Source organism: Streptococcus oralis, assembly GCF_001578705.1.
GTDB lineage: Bacteria > Bacillota > Bacilli > Lactobacillales > Streptococcaceae > Streptococcus > Streptococcus oralis_J.
Map to the genome: position 1 here is coordinate 233,780 of NZ_KQ969038.1, position 18,318 is coordinate 252,097.

The 18,318-nt window shown below is 42.1% G+C and carries 26 protein-coding genes; all 26 read right to left on the bottom strand.

Annotated elements, in window-relative coordinates; genetic code table 11:
- Positions 1 to 15: 15 nt before the first annotated feature.
- Positions 16 to 321 carry a 50S ribosomal protein L24 gene (gene rplX, locus SORDD05_RS07050; protein ID WP_000497690.1) on the bottom strand — a complete coding sequence of 102 codons (306 nt, stop codon included), beginning with the start codon at positions 319 to 321 and terminating at the stop codon, positions 16 to 18.
- 79 nt (positions 322 to 400) lie between these two features.
- Positions 401 to 769 carry a 50S ribosomal protein L14 gene (rplN, locus tag SORDD05_RS07055; RefSeq protein WP_000616548.1) on the bottom strand — a complete coding sequence of 123 codons (369 nt, stop codon included), beginning with the start codon at positions 767 to 769 and terminating at the stop codon, positions 401 to 403.
- A gap of 25 nt (positions 770 to 794) precedes the next feature.
- A complete protein-coding gene (gene rpsQ, locus SORDD05_RS07060) occupies positions 795 to 1,055 on the bottom strand; it encodes a 30S ribosomal protein S17 (RefSeq protein WP_000440801.1) in 261 nt (86 codons plus the stop codon).
- Between the two features lie 24 nt (positions 1,056 to 1,079).
- Positions 1,080 to 1,286: a 50S ribosomal protein L29 gene (gene rpmC / locus SORDD05_RS07065; RefSeq protein ID WP_000772918.1), complete on the bottom strand. Its 207-nt coding sequence runs from the start codon at positions 1,284 to 1,286 to the stop codon at positions 1,080 to 1,082.
- 9 nt (positions 1,287 to 1,295) lie between these two features.
- Positions 1,296 to 1,709 carry a 50S ribosomal protein L16 gene (gene rplP / locus SORDD05_RS07070; RefSeq protein ID WP_000960948.1) on the bottom strand — a complete coding sequence of 138 codons (414 nt, stop codon included), beginning with the start codon at positions 1,707 to 1,709 and terminating at the stop codon, positions 1,296 to 1,298.
- Positions 1,710 to 1,712: 3 nt separating this feature from the next.
- Positions 1,713 to 2,366 (bottom strand): 30S ribosomal protein S3, encoded by a 654-nt coding sequence (rpsC, locus tag SORDD05_RS07075; protein ID WP_000529936.1) that lies wholly within the window; start codon positions 2,364 to 2,366, stop codon positions 1,713 to 1,715.
- 12 nt (positions 2,367 to 2,378) lie between these two features.
- On the bottom strand, positions 2,379 to 2,723 hold the full coding sequence (rplV, locus tag SORDD05_RS07080; RefSeq protein WP_000818137.1) for a 50S ribosomal protein L22: 345 nt from the start codon (positions 2,721 to 2,723) through the stop codon (positions 2,379 to 2,381).
- An 11-nt stretch (positions 2,724 to 2,734) separates the two neighbouring features.
- Positions 2,735 to 3,016 (bottom strand): 30S ribosomal protein S19, encoded by a 282-nt coding sequence (gene rpsS / locus SORDD05_RS07085; RefSeq protein ID WP_000533766.1) that lies wholly within the window; start codon positions 3,014 to 3,016, stop codon positions 2,735 to 2,737.
- Positions 3,017 to 3,119: 103 nt separating this feature from the next.
- Positions 3,120 to 3,953 carry a 50S ribosomal protein L2 gene (rplB, locus tag SORDD05_RS07090; protein WP_000512905.1) on the bottom strand — a complete coding sequence of 278 codons (834 nt, stop codon included), beginning with the start codon at positions 3,951 to 3,953 and terminating at the stop codon, positions 3,120 to 3,122.
- Positions 3,954 to 3,970: 17 nt separating this feature from the next.
- Positions 3,971 to 4,267 (bottom strand): 50S ribosomal protein L23, encoded by a 297-nt coding sequence (locus SORDD05_RS07095; protein WP_001055347.1) that lies wholly within the window; start codon positions 4,265 to 4,267, stop codon positions 3,971 to 3,973.
- Positions 4,267 to 4,890 carry a 50S ribosomal protein L4 gene (gene rplD, locus SORDD05_RS07100; protein WP_000024537.1) on the bottom strand — a complete coding sequence of 208 codons (624 nt, stop codon included), beginning with the start codon at positions 4,888 to 4,890 and terminating at the stop codon, positions 4,267 to 4,269. The genes SORDD05_RS07095 and rplD overlap by 1 nt, the downstream gene beginning before the upstream one ends.
- Positions 4,891 to 4,914: 24 nt before the next feature.
- Complete coding sequence (rplC, locus tag SORDD05_RS07105) at positions 4,915 to 5,541, bottom strand: 50S ribosomal protein L3 (RefSeq protein WP_000160197.1); 627 nt, start codon at positions 5,539 to 5,541, stop codon at positions 4,915 to 4,917.
- A 216-nt stretch (positions 5,542 to 5,757) separates the two neighbouring features.
- On the bottom strand, positions 5,758 to 6,066 hold the full coding sequence (gene rpsJ / locus SORDD05_RS07110) for a 30S ribosomal protein S10 (protein ID WP_001284513.1): 309 nt from the start codon (positions 6,064 to 6,066) through the stop codon (positions 5,758 to 5,760).
- Between the two features lie 265 nt (positions 6,067 to 6,331).
- Entirely contained in the window at positions 6,332 to 6,958 is a 627-nt protein-coding gene (locus SORDD05_RS07115; protein WP_061418362.1) for a uridine kinase family protein, read from the bottom strand.
- Positions 6,955 to 7,551: an anaerobic ribonucleoside-triphosphate reductase activating protein gene (nrdG, locus tag SORDD05_RS07120; protein WP_061418366.1), complete on the bottom strand. Its 597-nt coding sequence runs from the start codon at positions 7,549 to 7,551 to the stop codon at positions 6,955 to 6,957. Before nrdG ends, SORDD05_RS07115 begins: the two co-directional genes overlap by 4 nt.
- 5 nt (positions 7,552 to 7,556) lie before the next feature.
- On the bottom strand, positions 7,557 to 8,057 hold the full coding sequence (locus tag SORDD05_RS07125; protein WP_061418369.1) for a GNAT family N-acetyltransferase: 501 nt from the start codon (positions 8,055 to 8,057) through the stop codon (positions 7,557 to 7,559).
- A 43-nt stretch (positions 8,058 to 8,100) separates the two neighbouring features.
- The gene (locus tag SORDD05_RS10065; RefSeq protein WP_000521625.1) at positions 8,101 to 8,241 is read right to left on the bottom strand and encodes a hypothetical protein; all 141 of its coding nucleotides are present in this window, start codon (positions 8,239 to 8,241) and stop codon (positions 8,101 to 8,103) included.
- A gap of 11 nt (positions 8,242 to 8,252) precedes the next feature.
- Positions 8,253 to 10,460 carry an anaerobic ribonucleoside-triphosphate reductase gene (gene nrdD / locus SORDD05_RS07135; protein WP_061418372.1) on the bottom strand — a complete coding sequence of 736 codons (2,208 nt, stop codon included), beginning with the start codon at positions 10,458 to 10,460 and terminating at the stop codon, positions 8,253 to 8,255.
- A 116-nt stretch (positions 10,461 to 10,576) separates the two neighbouring features.
- A complete protein-coding gene (locus SORDD05_RS07140) occupies positions 10,577 to 12,133 on the bottom strand; it encodes a hypothetical protein (protein WP_061418375.1) in 1,557 nt (518 codons plus the stop codon).
- Between the two features lie 36 nt (positions 12,134 to 12,169).
- Positions 12,170 to 12,313: a hypothetical protein gene (locus tag SORDD05_RS10155; protein ID WP_000934021.1), complete on the bottom strand. Its 144-nt coding sequence runs from the start codon at positions 12,311 to 12,313 to the stop codon at positions 12,170 to 12,172.
- Between the two features lie 74 nt (positions 12,314 to 12,387).
- The gene (gene cls / locus SORDD05_RS07145; RefSeq protein ID WP_061418378.1) at positions 12,388 to 13,920 is read right to left on the bottom strand and encodes a cardiolipin synthase; all 1,533 of its coding nucleotides are present in this window, start codon (positions 13,918 to 13,920) and stop codon (positions 12,388 to 12,390) included.
- A 266-nt stretch (positions 13,921 to 14,186) separates the two neighbouring features.
- Positions 14,187 to 15,338 carry an iron-containing alcohol dehydrogenase gene (locus SORDD05_RS07150; RefSeq protein ID WP_061418381.1) on the bottom strand — a complete coding sequence of 384 codons (1,152 nt, stop codon included), beginning with the start codon at positions 15,336 to 15,338 and terminating at the stop codon, positions 14,187 to 14,189.
- Positions 15,339 to 15,522: 184 nt separating this feature from the next.
- Positions 15,523 to 15,978, bottom strand: coding sequence for an SP_0198 family lipoprotein (locus tag SORDD05_RS07155; RefSeq protein WP_061418384.1), 456 nt, complete (start codon positions 15,976 to 15,978; stop codon positions 15,523 to 15,525).
- 90 nt (positions 15,979 to 16,068) lie between these two features.
- The gene (locus SORDD05_RS07160; protein WP_061418388.1) at positions 16,069 to 17,319 is read right to left on the bottom strand and encodes a bifunctional folylpolyglutamate synthase/dihydrofolate synthase; all 1,251 of its coding nucleotides are present in this window, start codon (positions 17,317 to 17,319) and stop codon (positions 16,069 to 16,071) included.
- A gap of 255 nt (positions 17,320 to 17,574) precedes the next feature.
- Positions 17,575 to 17,880, bottom strand: coding sequence for a DUF1292 domain-containing protein (locus SORDD05_RS07165; protein WP_000017624.1), 306 nt, complete (start codon positions 17,878 to 17,880; stop codon positions 17,575 to 17,577).
- A 15-nt stretch (positions 17,881 to 17,895) separates the two neighbouring features.
- Positions 17,896 to 18,315 carry a Holliday junction resolvase RuvX gene (ruvX, locus tag SORDD05_RS07170; protein WP_002876031.1) on the bottom strand — a complete coding sequence of 140 codons (420 nt, stop codon included), beginning with the start codon at positions 18,313 to 18,315 and terminating at the stop codon, positions 17,896 to 17,898.
- Positions 18,316 to 18,318: the final 3 nt, after the last annotated feature.

Here is an 18,318-nt window from a genome sequence, read left to right on the forward strand (position 1 = left end):
TCCTTTCCTTCGTGATTAATCAAGCACTTCGCCTGATTTTTTGTTGTAGCGAACTTTCTTACCGTCTACAAATTTGTAACCAACACGACCAGCCACACCATTTTTGTCCAATACTTGAACGTTTGATACGTGGATAGCTGCTTCTTTCTCGATGATACCACCTTGAGGAAGATCATTAGTTGGACGTTGGTGTTTCTTAACGATGTTTACACCCTCAACGATAACTTTGTTTACTTTTGGAAGGGCAGTAAGGACAACAGCTTCTGTTCCCTTATCTTTACCAGCGATTACGCGAACTTTGTCGCCTTTTTTTACAAACATTAGGTTTCTCCTTGATTTTTCTTACGCCCATAAGGGCACCCTGGAGGTAAATCCAGGGGACTAGTTTGTTTTTTTAAAATTAAAGTACTTCTGGAGCAAGTGACACGATCTTCATGAAGCCACCTTCACGCAATTCACGTGCAACTGGGCCAAAGATACGTGTTCCGCGAGGAGTTTTATCTTCACGGATGATAACTGCTGCGTTTTCGTCAAACTTGATGTATGAACCATCAGCACGACGAGCACCTGATTTAGTACGAACGATAACAGCTTTTACAACGTCACCTTTTTTAACCGCACCACCAGGAGTAGCTTGTTTTACAGATGCCACAATGACATCACCGATGTTCGCAAATTTACGTTTAGAACCACCAAGAACTTTGATAGTCAAGATTTCGCGTGCACCGCTGTTGTCTGCGACTTTCAAACGAGTTTCTGTTTGAATCATTTCAGTTTTCTCCTTTCAGGCTTGATTAGATGATGACCGCTTCTTCAACAACTTCTACAAGACGGAAACGTTTTGTAGCTGAAAGCGGACGAGTTTCCATGATACGTACGATATCGCCTTCTTTGGCAACATTGTTTTCATCATGTGCTTTGTATTTTTTAGAGTAGTTAATACGTTTACCATAGACTGGGTGGTTACGTTTTGTTTCAACTACAACTGTGATTGTCTTGTCCATTTTGTCAGATACAACACGTCCAACAAGAACTTTACGATTATTGCGTTCCATTGAAATTTCTCCTTCCCTAGTCTATTATTTCGCTTCAGATTGAACTGTTTTGATACGAGCGATTTGTTTTTTAACTTCTTTCAAGCGAGCTGTTTGTTCCAATTGACCAGTAGCAGCTTGGAAACGAAGTTCAAACAATTCTTTTTTCAATTCGTTTTCGCGCTTCGCGAGTTCTTCTTGAGAAAGACCACGAAGTTCTTTAACAAATTCTTTTACTTCATTAAGTTTCATGCCTTCTCCTTATTCTGCTTCACGTTTTACGAATTTACATTTAACTGGCAATTTGTGGCTAGCAAGACGAAGCGCTTCGCGAGCAATCTCTTCAGATACACCAGCGACTTCAAACATCACTTTACCACGTTTAACTGGTGCTACCCAACCTTCAGGTGCCCCTTTACCAGATCCCATACGCACACCGATAGCTTTAGCAGTGTATGATTTGTGTGGGAAGATTTTAATCCAAACTTTACCACCACGTTTCATGTAACGAGTCATGGCGATACGAGCAGCTTCGATTTGGCGGTTAGTGATCCAGTGGCTAGTTGTAGCTTGAAGACCGTATTCACCGAATGCTACTTCTTTTCCACCTTTTGCTTCACCGCGCATTTTTCCACGGAATTCACGACGGTGTTTAACACGTTTAGGTACTAACATTGGTTATTTACCTCCTTTAGTGTTTTTACGAGCTGGAAGAACTTCACCACGGTAGATCCATACTTTAACACCAAGTTTACCGTATGTAGTATCTGCTTCTTCCCAAGCGTAATCGATATCTGCACGAAGTGTGTGAAGTGGAACAGTTCCTTCAGAGTATCCTTCAGCACGGGCGATATCTGCACCGTTCAAACGACCTGATACTTGAGTTTTGATTCCTTTAGCTCCAGCACGCATTGCACGTTGGATTGCTTGTTTTTGTGCACGACGGAAAGCAACACGTTGCTCCAATTGACGAGCAATTCCTTCACCTACAAGATGAGCATCCAAATCAGGTTGTTTGATTTCGATGATGTTGATGTGTACTTGTTTTCCAGTCAATTTGTTAAGTTTTGCACGGAGTGCATCAACGTTAGCACCACCTTTACCGATAACCATACCTGGTTTAGCAGTGTGAAGTGAAACGTTAACTTTGTTTACTGCGCGTTCGATTTCGATAGTTGAAACTGCTGCGTCAGCAAGTTCTTTTTGAACGAATTTACGGATTGCAAGATCTTCATGAAGGTAATCCGCGTATTCTTTTTCAGCATACCATTTGGCATCCCAATCACGGATGATGCCGACACGCATACCAATTGGATGTACTTTTTGACCCACGATTTTACCTCCTTATTTTTCTGCAACAGCTACAGTGATGTGAGCTGTACGTTTGTTGATTGGTGAAGCTGAACCTTTCGCTCGTGGACGGAAACGTTTCATAGTTGGTCCTTCGTTTGCGAATGCTTCAGATACTACCAAGTTAGCTTTGTCCAAACCAAAGTTGTTTTCAGCGTTAGCTACAGCTGAATTCAAAACTTTCAAGATGATTTCAGCAGCTTTGTTTGGTGTGAATGTCAAGATTGCAATAGCATCGGCTACGCTTTTACCACGGATGTTGTCAAGAACAAGACGTGATTTACGAGGTGAAACACGTACTGTACGAGCCATTGCTTTAGCTGAAGTAATTTCTGCCATTTATGTTCTCCTTATTTTCTACGTGTTTTCTTGTCGTCTGCAGCGTGACCTTTGTAAGTACGAGTTGGTGCAAATTCACCAAGTTTGTGACCTACCATGTCTTCTTGGATGTAAACAGGTACGTGTTTACGTCCGTCATAAACTGCGATAGTATAACCAATGAAACTTGGGAAGATCGTTGAACGACGTGACCAAGTTTTGATAACTTTTTTCTTTTCGTCGTTAGCTTGAGCTTCAACTTTTTTCATCAAATGCTCATCGACGAAAGGTCCTTTTTTAAGACTGCGTCCCATTTTTATTTTTTCTCCTTTAAATGTTGTACCACAGCGGCTTGCGCTCACATGGAGCGCTACCGAGCTGGCGGATTTCCTAGTTGCTTAGGCGACTAGTTTACTATTATTTCTCGTTGCGACGACGAACGATAAGTTTGTCAGATTTCGCTTTCTTGTTACGAGTTTTAAGACCAAGAGCAGGTTTGCCCCATGGAGTAGATGGTGCTTTACGACCAACTGGTGCTTTACCTTCACCACCACCGTGTGGGTGATCGTTAGGGTTCATTACAGAACCACGAACTGTTGGGCGGATACCTTTCCAGCGGCTACGTCCTGCTTTACCAAGGTTTACAAGTCCATGTTGTTCGTTTCCGACAACACCAACTGTAGCACGACAAGTTCCAAGAATCATACGAACTTCGCCAGATTGAAGACGAACAAGAACGTATTTACCTTCTTGACCCAATACTTGAGCAGAAGCTCCAGCTGCACGGACCAATTCTCCACCACGACCTGGTTTCAACTCGATGTTGTGGATCAAAGTACCAACTGGGATGTTTGCAAGTGGAAGAGCGTTTCCGACTTTGATATCTGCTTCAGGACCTGAAACGATACGTTGACCAACTTCAAGACCTTTTGGAGCGATGATGTATGCTTTCACACCGTCAGTGTAGTGTACAAGAGCGATGTTTGCAGAACGGTTTGGATCGTACTCGATTGTTTTAACAACTGCTTCAACGTTGTCTTTGTTACGTTTGAAGTCAACCAAACGGTAGAAACGTTTGTGTCCACCACCTTGGTGACGAACAGTGATACGACCGTTGTTGTTACGACCAGCCTTGTTCTTCAAAGCAACAAGCAATGATTTTTCAGGAGTGCTTGTTGTGATTTCAGCGAAATCCAAAGAAGTCATATTACGGCGACCGTTTGTTGTTGGTTTATAAACACGAATTCCCACGATATTTCCTCCTTAGATTATTCAGCTTCAGCAGCAAACAACTCGATTGCTTTTGAATCAGCTGTAAGTGTGATGATAGCTTTTTTAGTTTTGTTAGTAAAACCAGTGTAACGTCCAACACGTTTCGCTTTAGGTTTTACGTTGATTGTGTTAACGTTGGCAACTTTAACACCTTCGAAAGCAGCTTCAACAGCTTGCTTGATCAACAGTTTGTGTGCACGAGTGTCAACTTCAAATACATATTTTCCTGCTTCAAGTTGAGCCATTGAGCTTTCAGTGATGACAGGTTTTTTGATAACATCATACAAATTCATTATGCAAGAACCTCCTCGATTTTAGAGATAGCTGCTTGTGTGACAAGAAGTTTGTCGCTATTTGCGATGTCAAGAACACTTGCAGTTGTAGCAGTTGCAACTTTCACATTTGGAAGGTTACGAGCTGAAAGAGCTGCGAATTCATTTCCTTCTTCAAGGATAACAAGAACTTTTGAATCGATGCTCAATGCTGCAAGAACTTTTGCAAATTCAGCAGTTTTTGGAGCTGTAAATGAAAGAGCGTCTACAGCTACGAATTTGTTTTCAGCAACTTTTTCAGAGTAAACTGATTTAAGAGCTAGGCGACGAACTTTTTGTGGAAGTTTGTAGCCGTATGAACGTGGAGTTGGTCCGAAGACAACACCACCACCACGCCATTGTGGTGAGCGGATAGAACCTTGACGAGCACGTCCAGTTCCTTTTTGACGCCATGGTTTGCGTCCACCACCTGATACTGCAGAGCGGTTTTTAACAGCGTGTGTTCCTTGACGAAGGCTTGCGCGTTGGCTGATGATCACATCAAACACAACTGATTCATTTGGTTCGATACCAAATACTGCATCGTTAAGAACAACTTGGCCAGCTTCTTTACCAGTTTGGTCAAATAATGTTACGTTTGCCATTGTGACTGATTTCCCCTTTCTTTATTATTTACCAGCTTTAACTGCTGATTTGATAGTGATAAGAGATTTCTTAGCACCTGGTACGTTACCTTTGATAAGGATAACGTTCTTTTCTGGAACAACTTGTACAACTTCAAGGTTTTGAATTGTTACGCGGTCGCCACCCATACGTCCTGCAAGGTTTTTACCTTTGAATACGCGGTTAGGTGCAACAGGTCCCATAGAACCTGGACGACGGTGGTAACGAGAACCGTGAGCCATTGGTCCACGTGATTGTCCATGGCGTTTGATAACACCTTGGAAACCTTTACCCTTAGAAGTACCAGTTACGTCAACAACGTCTCCAGCTGCGAATGTTTCAACTGTGATTTCAGCACCAACTTCCAAGCCTTCAACGTTTTTGAATTCACGAATGAAGCGCTTAGGAGCCGTGTTAGCTTTCGCTACATGTCCTTTAGCAGGTTTGTTGCTCAATACTTCGCGTTTGTCATCGAAACCAACTTGGATAGCGTTGTATCCGTCTGTTTCAACAGTTTTAACTTGAAGAACAACGTTTGGAGTTGCTTCAATAACTGTTACAGGGATCAATTCGCCAGCTTCAGTGAAGATTTGAGTCATTCCCACTTTTTTCCCTAAGATTCCTTTTGTCATGAGAAAATAGTTCCTTTTCTATATTTTTTATTCAAAAAGTTTTTAACGAGCGTTTTTTATGCTCAAGTCTAAGATACAAAGGGCGTCAAACTCAAAGTGAAAATAGGAAACTGACGCAATGTCTAACAGACACTAGGAAGTTTATCTTTTTCACGCCGAGTTTAGCCCGTGTTCAATTAAATTGAAACACTAGCTTCTACTCTTTTATATTTTAGATTAAAGTTTGATTTCTACGTTTACACCACTTGGAAGATCCAATTTCATCAACGCATCAACTGTTTTTTGAGTTGGGTTAACGATATCGATCAAACGTTTGTGTGTACGCATTTCAAATTGTTCGCGAGAGTCTTTGTATTTGTGAGTCGCACGAATGATTGTGTAGAGGCTACGTTCAGTTGGAAGTGGGATTGGACCCGCAACTTGTGCACCTGTACGAGTAGCTGATTCTACGATTTTTGCAGCCGCTGTGTCAAGCGTACGGTGTTCGTAAGCTTTCAAACGGATACGGATTTTTTTGTTTGCCATCTTTTTCTCCTTTTCGTCTATTTAAGATAATAGGCTAGCTCCACAAGAAAACCGACGCGCGTTGCGTGGCAATGCAACCGAGCGTGTCGCAACCTCTTGCATCACAGCTAAGGCTGTAATTTACAGCACCATAATAGAATAACACAAAGCCCCTGCGATTGCAAGGGATTTGTTAGGTTTTTTTCTTTTTTTTGGAATGAAACTGTTTTCCTATTTCATCTTCCTATGACTACTGATTTACGATCTTAAAATTCAATCTTTTCTTCTATATAATACTATTCATTTTGACCTTGAATTTATCTTCCGATTGATCCACTAAAATGTCCGCTTTAGACTCGTTTTCTCTATAGTATCGCAGATACTGCTCCCGTCTCATCTGATGGCTAGCTAACACAAAGGAAGCATCGCGATTTCTCATAGTTGTATCTCGAGCTAAGCGCCTATTTAATTCGGTCTCTTCATCCGTGTAGAAACAGATGGTTTTGTCAAAGAGTTCCTTGGGTAGAAAGCCCACAGACATCCCTTCAACAATCAGAATTGGCTTGGCTCCAGATAAGATTTCACTAGCCTTCCACGGTTCATCGATTGTTAAGACATCCATACCTGCCTGCAATGCGAGAATATCTCTCTGCAAACTTGCCAATTCATGCGCCACTGGGAGACAAGCTGTCACCTTTTGATCTGGCGCTTGCTTTGGTATTACCAGGTGACGTTCTGAAGTGATATAGGGATCTGTTTCTAGTAAATTTACTGTAGTAGAATCTAAAGCTTGACACAATTCCTGTGCAAAGGTTGATTTACCTGAAGCCCCATGACCGTATATCCCTAGCGTCCTAACTCTTCCCGTTTCGATTTCTGAAACCAGTTGTTCTATCAGGTCTTTTTTCTTCATTCTCTCTTCACCTGTTCATAGCTTTCTTTTCCGTCATTAAGCTTGTCCCAAATCACCACTTGCCCACTTTTGAGAGATTTTTGCACATCGATAATTCGTTGATTAGAGGAACCTCGAAACTGGAGCATGAGATTGCGCTTGCTTTTATCATACCGTCCATCGACAAGGATGTCAATCAATGATAAGAGTTCCAGTTTATCTGGGGTTTCTAGCATCATTTCTTCCCAAGTGTAGCCCGTCCAGGACCAGATGTCTTTGTCTGGAAATTCCTTTCGAATACGCTTAACGAGAGGTAGGAGGATACCTGTATTGAGAAAAGGCTCTCCTCCTAGCAAGGTCAAACCTTGAACATAAGGCTGGGCAAGATCTGTCATAATCTGTTCTTCCAACTCTGGTGTATAAGGAATCCCTGCATTGAAAGACCAAGTCGCAACATTATAGCATCCCTCACAGTGGAACATACAACCTGCTACGTAAAGGGAGTTGCGCACCCCTTCTCCATCCACAAAGTTAAAAGCCTTATAGTCAATGATACGCCCCCGACTGAGTTCTTCACTTTTCCACTCGCCTGGTTTTGGTGTATTCCATGTCATGCTGTCTACTCCAAGTCTATCCAGTAACGTTCTACGCCATTGCGAACATCTTCAAACACCCCGCCATTTGATACAATCACCGCTCTACTAGCAGAGTTTCCCACACTACAGGTCACAAGTGCTTTTTTGATGTTCTTTTCCTTGGCAACTTGCAGACCTTGTCTGAGGGATTCTTTCGCATAACCCTTACCTCTTTCAGATGGACGAATGGAGTAGCCAATATGGCCCCCATTTTCTAGTAAGTAGTCATTTAATCGGAGACGAAGGTTGAGAAAGCCAAGAGCCTGGCCTGCTACGTCAAAACTAACCAGCTGGATAGCAGGAACCCAGTTTTCAGGAATATTGAGTCCCGCTTCCGCTTGAAGATTTTCTTCTAGCCACTCTTCATAAACAAAATTGTTGGCGCTCCAAAATCCACCATCGTGGGCTGATTGAGTCTGTTCAAACTCTGCCATCATCTCTAAAACTGTTTCTTTATCTGCCAATGTTGGTCTGCGTAGTATCATTTTTACCTCCAATTAAGAGAAAAGCGAGAGGCAACTCTCACTTTTATTTTTTCTTGTTCTTGTTTAAAAACTGTTCTCTGAGATTGAGCAAGCGTTCTTTTTTACCTGTTCCACCTTTTGAATGTTTTTCATGATAACGGGTCACTTGAGCGCGTCCCTTATCGTCTAATTGGTATTTCCCCATTCCATTTCCTTCTAATTTGTTACTTCATGTCCTGCCGTTTTAATAGTTGAGCCATTCATGTGTTTAACCCGCGCAGCGATTTCCTTGTGGCGTCCATTAACCATTGGACGCGCTTGAGGATTTCCCAGATAACCACACGTACGTTTGACCACGTCTACTGTTTTAGGGTCGCTATTGCCACAGTTTGGACAAGCAAATCCTCTTTCAGTTGGTTCAAAATCCCCTTCAAAGTCACACTTGTAGCAACGATCAATCGGAGTATTGGTTCCTAGATAACCGACACGGTCATAGGCATAGTCCCAGACAGCTTCCAAGGCTTTAGGATTTTGTTGAAGAACTGGATACTCACAATAATGGATGAAACCACCTGACGCACCTGCTTCTGGATAAACTTTCTCAAAGTCTAATTTTTCAAATGGTGTTGGATTTTTACGAACATCGTAGTGGAAAGAGTTGGTATAGTATTCCTTGTCCGTGATATCAGGAATAGAGCCGAACTTCTCTGTATCCAAGCGACAGAAGCGATCTGTCAGACTTTCAGACGGTGTGGAGTAGATAGAGAAATGGTAACCATATTGGTCAGACCACTCTTCCACTCGACGTTTCATATCACGAATAATATCCAGTGTGAATTCCTTGGCTTCAGGATTGCTTTCCCAGCTATTTCCAAAGAAGACAGTAGCCACTTCGTACAAACCGATGTAGCCCAGCGAAACTGTCGCACGGCGATTCTTAAAGAGTTGATCTACACTTTCTTCTTTTCCAAGACGGCGACCAAAGGCTCCGTACTGATAGAGGATAGGGGCATTTGCTGGTATTGCTTCCTTGGTCCGTTCAACACGGTAAACCAGAGCATCTTCTGCGATGTTCATACGTTCGTTGAAGATTTCCCAAAACTTATTCAGATCCCCTTCAGACTCGAGAGCGATACGAGGCAGATTGACTGTCACAACACCTAGATTCATCCGACCTGAATTGACCTCAACACCATTTTCATCCTTCCATCCTTGAAGGAAGGAACGGCAACCCATAGGAACCTTGAAAGAACCTGTCAACTCGATAATCTTATCGTAGGACAAGACATCTGGGTACATCCGCTTGGTTGCACACTCGAGGGCCAACTGTTTGATGTCATAGTTAGGTGAACCTTCCTCTAAGTTGAGTCCTCTTTTAAGCGTAAAGATAAGTTTAGGGAAGATGGCTGTTCGATGTTCTGAACCAAGACCCTTGATACGAATGGTCAAGATAGCTTTTTGAATTTCCCGTTCAAAACGACTAGTTCCTAGACCAAAACCTAGTGAAGTAAAAGGTGTTTGCCCATTTGAAGTGAAGAGAGTGTTGATTTCATACTCGAGAGATTGCATGGCATCGTAGATATCTTTCTGCGTTTTCTTCCATGCGTAATCTTCCCGTTTTTCAGGCAAGACCCACTCTTCTGCATCCTTGAGGTGTTTTTGGTAATTCTTCTCTGCATACGGAGCCAAGACTTCATCGATACGGTCAGCTGAACAGCCCCCGTACTGACTAGAAGCAACATTGGCGATGATTTGTGAAATTTGAGCTGTCGCAGTTTGGATAGACTTGGGACTCTCTACCTCTGCATTACCAATCTTAAAACCATTTTCCAACATGCCTTTAAAATCAATCAAACAGCAGTTGGTCATCGGAGTGTAGGGGCTGTAGTCCAAGTCATGATAGTGGATATCTCCCTTTTGGTGAGCATTGGCTACGTGCTTAGGAAGCATTTGCAGTCCGATTGATTTCCCCACAATCCCTGCTGTCAAATCACGCTGGGTGTTAAAAACATCACTGTCTTTATTGGCATTTTCATTGACAACTGCCTGATCTTTATTGAGAAGCTTATGAATGCTAAAGTTGATATCTGTCGCTTTTGAGCGCTCAAAATCCCTTTGTGTCCGATAAGTGATATACTCCTCAGCCAGCGCATATTCTTTAGCTTCAAGGAGTTCATGCTCTACGATATTCTGAATCTCGTAAATCTTGACACCTTGAGGGAAACGACTATGAATTTCCGCAACAATACGCTCAAGCAGCCCATTTAGACGTTTTTCGACCAAGGGTGTCACATCCATGACTTTGTCAGCCGCCTTGTGGAGAGCTTTGTCAATCTTGTCTATATCAAACACTACACGTCTACCATCTCGTTTTTCAACGAACAAAGTGGGAACGGTTGCAAGGTTTTCTTCTAATACAATCATATCCAGGCTCTTTTCTATTTTTCTTCTTAAATGATATTATACCACTCTAAAAAGAAAAATCAATATCTTGTGTTAAAAATTCGAAAATTTTTAAAAATACACAAGATATTGATTTGTTATTTAGATTTATAAAGCTTGAATTCCTTACTATCCGTCTGAACAAGCTCGTATTTTTCACTAAGTAGGCTCTCTACATCCGACCACAAGGCAACCTTTTGATTGACCAAAATCATCTTCGGTTGATTTTCTTTCAAGTCATTGACTAGTTTCGTTTTATTCTCGTCGCTTGCAGTATAGAGTGTTGGTGTCACTAGAGAGCTTGGTGCCAAGCGTTCACTTGCGCGGTAGAAATCTGGCCGATTATCCCAAGCATAGACACGATCCTCGGAACTCGTTTGCTGTTTGACCAAGCTAGCAAGCTGCTCACGTTCCTGATAAGTACTTGGATGCGAAATATAGCGACTCAAAACGGGTAGGAAAAGTAAATAGACTATCGCAACTAATGGTAGATAGAAATTTACCTTGAGGTAGCGACCAAAGAGTGATGAAGAGCGAACTCTTCGTCTACTACGACTGATACGATCAGGGCTTCCTTCTTTGATGTTGGTTAACAATAACAATGTCAGAAAGGGCAAAATCGCTGCCAAACGTGAGCCATGCAAAGGTTCTTTTGAAAGAATTAATAAAGCAAGAGTTACCAATAAACCTAAAATAGCGCCTATTGAGACAGCAAATTGCTGAGCTGACTTGGTCTGAAACAATCCTGAAAAGATCAATGTCAGAATCCCAACACCGATGGATAGTAAACCATAGAAAGCAGCATTCTCCATAAGATTGGCATTTGAAAATAGACTAAGCGTATCTATTGGATACAAAGTATGGCTAATCGCATCACCAAAAGTTCCTGTTAATACAGTATAATAGCCAATTGGATAAAAAATGATAGAAAATCCTAGAGCTGATGCGAAAAATTGATACAAACCATGAACAAATTTACGCTTGGCAATATTAAATCCAAACAAACTTAAGGCAAGTGTGGCTGCAAACAAAGCTGTGGGAATAGGTGATAGAAAGAAAGCTAATGCTAAACTCATCCCAACTCGCAAGAAACCTTTATCGTTACTTGGATCATCCAGATAGTCAGCCACTAGGCTAAAACTATAAAATAGAAAAGGCAAGGCCACAGCCACTGCATAGCTACCACCAAATCCCAGACTGCCCACAAGCAGATAGAAAACCAACAAAAGCTGTCTAGCCTGCTCTCCCTGACCTGTCAAGGTATCTGCGGATTTAAATAGAAAAACACCAGCTCCGAACAAGGCCAACCACTCCACCAAAGCAAAAAGAATACTCCCTTGAGAGAGATAGATTAGTACGTAATAAAGCAGTCCATTTGAACCATAATAATCCGTGTAAATCTGCCCACTCTGATGTAGCGCCCAACCAGTATAAAGATCTTGCATCTGTTGGGGGCTCACCAAACCAAAGATCAGAGGCAACATTACAGAAACAGCTGTAGCAGCCAGACTCCAAATTGCCACACTAAAAAACGGAAGTGGAGTTCGTTTCTTCTTGCCTCGCTCCAGTCCAAATTCAGACTCTTGATCCAGCCGTTCCCGATACTGGTATCGAAATTCTTCTAGCTGTTCGTCTTTTTCCTCGTATACGTTCATTCAATTTCTCCTAGTAAGTTTATCTGTTTTAGTATATCAAAATCTTACAGGAATGTCAGCTAAGGATTGATATTTCCTTAACTTCTTATCTAGCTCAGCATAGCGTTCAATCTCTCGAAAACGGTGTAAACTGCTTGTTTGAAACTCTAGGATAAAATCATGTTCTTCTTGATTTAGCATTTTCATCCTCCTGCTTATCTATTCGCAAAAAGACAAAAATAAGATCCAGCCTTGGGCCAGATCTTGGTTGGTAGTTAGAGCATAGGCGCAAACAACTGGACAATTTCCTTGATCAAACTTTGATACCAGCTTGTTTTGATCGTGTGGGGATAAATTTCTTGAGAAACTTTAAAAATCTCTTTGAAGTCCCTCTCAATATCGATGATAGACTGCGTTCTATAAAGCAAGACGGCATTTTCATAGTGGTGTAGCAAACTCCGATAGTCAAAATTGATGGTTCCCACAGTTGCCACCTCTCCATCGACAAGCATTTGCTTGCTATGAAGGAATCCCGGACTGTACTCATAAATACGAACCCCCGCAGATAACAAGTCTGGATAGGCTCCCCGAGTAACCAATTGGATAATCTCCTTATCTGGGATACATGGCGTCACAATTCGTACATCTACTCCTCTCAGAGCTGCATTTTTGATACTCTCGGTTAGATCATAGTCAGCGATCAGATAGGGAGTCGTGATATAGACGTAATCTGTAGCTTGATTGATAAGATTTTGGTAGACCGTTTTTCCTACCTGAGCTCGGTAGATGGGTTTTGGCCCACTACTGTAAGGGATACAAAGCCCCATCCCATCTCTAGGTTGATTTTCGAGATGGTATTGGTCAAAATCACTAATTTCCCCACGATTGATATACCAAGTGGATAAGAAGAGTCTAGTAAAAGCCTTAACAGCCGGTCCATCTAGTCGAATACCGCTATCCTTCCAATAGCCAAAGCGTTCGATATGGTTGATATACTCATCTGCCAGATTAACACCACCTGTATAGGCGATCTGCCCATCAATGATCATGATTTTACGGTGGTCACGGTTGTTATAAGCAACGGTCAAGCGCGGAATCACCTTATTAAATTTGTGGGCTTCAATCCCTAGACCACGAAGCTGGATGGTATAATCTCCAGGCAAGGTTGCCATACAACCAATATCATCATAGAGGAGCTTCACTTCTACTCCTTGAGCTGCCTTTTCTTCCAAAATTTTCAAAATACTATTCCACATCAAACCTTCTTCGATGATATAGTATTCGAGAAAGATAAATTTCTCGGCTTTTTTGAGATCCTCTAGCATCTGGCGCCACATGCTTTCCCCTGAAGGGAAAAAATGGGTATCCGTTCGATTATAGACATCCGCATTCGTATCCATGCTAAGGAGAGATTTGATGACACCGTAAGCCGACTTATCCTCTTCCTTTAACTCCAAACGGAGAGCTCTGCTATTGTCCTCTCGGTCAACCATTGATTGGAGTTGCTTTAGCTGTTTCATTTCTTTTTTAGATAAACGGCGTTCTCCAAACATGATATAGAGCAATGGCCCAAACACTGGCACAAAGGCTACTAACAGCCATGTTACCTTACTCTCAGGATTCATGGACCGATTGACAATTGATACAATGGTCGCTAAGCTCACTAAAATGACTAGGATAATCCAGATAATTGGAGCCATTTGCCCTAGATAGAGAAATAAACCAAAGACGATAAACAACTCTGCCAACATGATGGTAATACTAAAACCATATTTGGACATGAGTAGCTGCATTTTTCTAGCTGTCATACATCCCCTTCCTTTTCTATCATTCTCCCTCACCGATTGATGAACTAATGTTTCTACTAGTATACCTCAGTTCAGGGGTAGATGGCAACCTTTTACCTTTTTCTATTCAAACTATTCCAAGAACTGTAAGATTCTTAAACTACTCCTTCACTATATGACGTGCTATCCCTTTTTATATTTTTAACTAGGGTATTAAGAGGCTTAAAAAGAACTACCAAAATGATAGTTCTTTCCAGCATTATTTAGCTTCTTTTTCACTTTATGAATCAGAAGAGTTCTTTGTAGAGAGCTATAGTTTCTTCCAAGGTTGGCATAAATGGATTTCCTGGTGCACAGGCATCGATCAAAGCATTCTTAGAAAGGTAGTCAAAGTCAAAGTCTTTTTCGTGGATACCGAGTTCAGTGAGTTTCTTCGGAATACCTACTGTTTCAGACAGTTTCTCAATTTCAGCGATAGCATAGTCAGCACATTCCTGGTCTGTTTTCCCTTCCACATGGAGTCCCAAGGCCTTGGCTACATTGCGAAAAGCTTCTGGTACACGCTTGGCATTTTCACGTTCTACAACTGGGAGAAGCATGGCACAGCAGACACCATGTGGCAAGTTATATACTGCACCGAGTTGGTGAGCCATAGAGTGAACGTAGCCCAAACCAGCATTGTTAAAGCTCATACCACCGAGGAAGATGGCATTGACCATCGCCTCACGCGCTTCGATATCTTGGCCATTTGCCACAGCACGAGGAAGATACTCCTTGATGAGTTCAATCGCTCCGATAGAGAGTTTCTTGGTCACATTATAAGCACCTGGTGTTACTAAAGCCTCGACAGCATGAGTAAGAGCATCCATACCTGTCGCCGCTGTCAATCCTTTCGGTTTTGAAAGCATGAGTTCTGGATCATTGACAGAGATGAGGGCGAGGCTGTTCTTATCAACCATTACCATCTTGACCTTGCGTTCTTCGTCAGTAATGACATAGTTAATGGTGATTTCTGCTGAAGTTCCAGCTGTTGTATTGATCGCAACCACTGGCAACCCTTTTTCAGCAGACTTGTGGAGACCCTCATAGTCCTGTGGTTTTCCTCCGTTTGTAGCAATGATAGAGATACAACTAGCCGCATCCTGAGGAGACCCACCCCCAAGACTGATGATAAAGTCACATCCATGCTCTTTCAGGGCAGCCACTCCGTCTGTCACGTTCTTGCAAGTCGGATTTGGCTCCACATCGCTAAAGATCACATATTCGATTCCTTCAGCATCTAGTGGTTTTAGGACCTTAGGTAAAATATCGCTGCCTTCGATGAACTTATCTGTTACCAAAAGGGCCTTCTTATACCCCAGTTCCTTGATATACGGACCTACTTCATTTACAACACCTTTACCGATAAGGTTAACTGATGGAACGTAAAATGTAGCCATATGCTTTTCCTCCTGCGCCTCTGCGCTATTTGATTATTTACCATAAGTATACGACCTTATAAGAAGTTTTACAAATATTTGTAAGCGTTTTAAGTAAAAAGTTAGTAAAGAACAGCCAGCTCCTTTTTCACGAAAAAAGCTCCAAAAAGATGGATTTCATCTCACTGGAACTTTTACTTAATCATTATTGTTTCGTTAAGACTACTCGGTCAGATGCCTCTCGGTCCATATCGTCGATAATCAATTGATTATCATTAACTGCGTAAATCTTGACATCATCACCGATGATGACACGTTGATTTTCCGGCTCAAAACTAACTTGTTTGATTTCCTTATCTCCATCTGGCTCGACCTCAGTCCATATACCAGTTTTACCTGTTACAACAAGAGTGATTTGGTCATTCTCATCTTTTCCAGTATAGGTACCATCGATGTTCGTAGGTTGAGCTACAGTAGTGTCCTGACTCGAGGACGCCTGTGGTTGACTAGCACTTGTCGCAGCGCTAGAAGATGATTCTTGTTGAGTAGATGATTGCTGAGCCGATTGCTGGGCAGGGGCTTGTGCCTTAGGTCCACAAGCTGCTAAAAGACTAAGAATTGCTAGGGAAGCAATAGAAAGTGTGAATGTTTTCGTTTTCATAGCGATTTCCTTTCTTTTGTGCCAATATTTTGCTGGAAGAGTTTCCAGATGTACCTCCTACCTTCAGTATAGCAACTTAAACCTAGACGGTCAACTAATCCCATCGCTTCCTACTAAACTCGCTCGTACTTCCGAGATAAAGTAGAGGGATCCCGTCACGAAAAGCAGATCCTGGTCATTGGCTCTTTCTTCAAATTCGCTGATAAAATCGCCATAGGAAGGAATCAAATCGTAACCCGCCACATCCTTTTCATCCAAAGAACCTTGGTAGTCAAAACCTGTTACCTTAAGTTCCACCTCAGGTAACCGCTCCGTCAGATAGCCTAACATCCCTTGATAATCCTTGCGTTTAAGAGCCCCAAAAAGAATGTGAACTTGATAGCCTTGCTGGATTTTCCCTTGGATAAACTCGACCAGACGGGTTAAGGCTGGAAGATTGTGAGCTCCATCTAGGTAGATTTGCGGACGAATCCGTTCCAATCGACCCGCCCAATGTGTTTCTTTCAAGGCCTGTCTGATAAGCTCTTCTTCGACCCTTTCCTCTCTTGACGCCATAAATAGAAGAAAGGTTTGTAAAGCCAAGGCGGCATTTTCTTGCTGATAAGCACCTTCCAAACCGATTTCAAGCTGGGAAAAGCTTGCTAGGCTGCTTGAGAAATTCCCAGTTTTCAAGGTGAAGTCTTGCCCAGTTTGATAAATGTCTACGTCTAACTCTCTTGCTCTTTTTTGACAGACAAGTTTAGCTTCTGGAGCGAGCTTGGCAATGACCGCCTTCTTGCCGGCCTTGAAAATACCAACTTTCTGCCCTGCTATTTCCTCCAGACTGTCGCCCAAGGTCTCCTGATGATCTAGCCCAATGGAAGTAATAACTGCAATCTCTCCTGTTACGACATTAGTGGTGTCAAGCAAACCACCAATCCCCACTTCTAGCAGGACTAGGTCAACTCTTTGCTCTTTAAAATAGATCAAAGCAATCAAAGTCAACAACTCAAAGAAAGACAATTGATCATGTGCTTCTAAAAGAGTTTTTTCCATTTCTTGAACTTGTTCTGCCAAACGGATAAAATCTGCATCAGCTATTGCTTGCCCATTGATACAGATTCGATCATGGATACTGATGATATGAGGAGAGGTAAAAGTACCAACTTTTTTACCATGAGCAACAAACAACTCCCTCATAAAGGCAATAGTTGACCCCTTACCGTTAGTCCCTGTTACGTGGATAATAGGATAAGTCTTCTCAGGATTCCCCAGCAAATCCACCGCTTGCTGCATTCGTCCAAGTCCAGATCTAAAATTTAAACCAATCCGACTATGCAGCCATTCTTCTACTTCAAACATACATGTCTCCTTACAAAAGTACAATCAACTACTGAATCAAAATATGATTGCAAATAAAAAACGAGGTCGGGACAAAAATCCCGACCTCTTACCTGGTTAGCTAATCACTAGCTACTATGAATTTCAACGTGAGCTAAAAACGTTCCCCGAACGTTCCTGCGTTTCTAATTTCTGGCGCAGGGCTAAAAACATCCACTGGATGTTCCAACTCTTCCAATTTTTAGGAGTTGGGCTGATACAGTCTCCCAGACTGTATCACTCCTCCATAAAGCTGTTGAAGACTTCTTCAATCATGTTCCACTCGTCTTCTGAGTCTTCTGGGATTGGTTGCAATTCGCCTTCTGTTCCGTCTTCATTTTCGATGAATGAGTAAGCTTGAATTTCAACTTCACCGTTTTCATCTTCTTCTGCGTTAACTGGCACTAGAAGAACATAGTTCTTACCAAATTCTTCTTTCCCGTCAATAGTCAAAAGAATCTCAAACAAGGTTTCATTACCTTGCTCATCTACTAGTGTAATCAATTCACGTTCTTCGTGGTCATGGTTGTGATCGTGTGACATAGTTTCTCCTCTGTCTTAAAATTTTCTATCTAAATAATTTTGCAAAATCAGTTGAGCAGCCAACTTATCAATGACTTTTTTTCGCTTGTTGCGACTGATGTCAGCCTGCTCAATCAACATACGCTCCGCAGCGACCGTTGTCAAACGCTCATCCTGATAGTCTACTGGCAAACCAAAAAGTTCCTCTAACTTTGCTCCATAGGCTTGACTGGCTTCTACCCGCGGACCGCTGGTATTGTTCATGTTTTTAGGCAGACCTACTACAAAACGTTCCACCTTATAGCTGTCAACCAATTCCTTGATACGGTCAAAGCCAAACTGGCCCTGATCCTCATTGATTTGGATGATTTCAAGTCCTTGAGCGGTGAAGCCTAGTGGATCGCTAATCGCAACACCCACTGTTTTTGAACCGACGTCCAATCCCATAATTCTCATAGA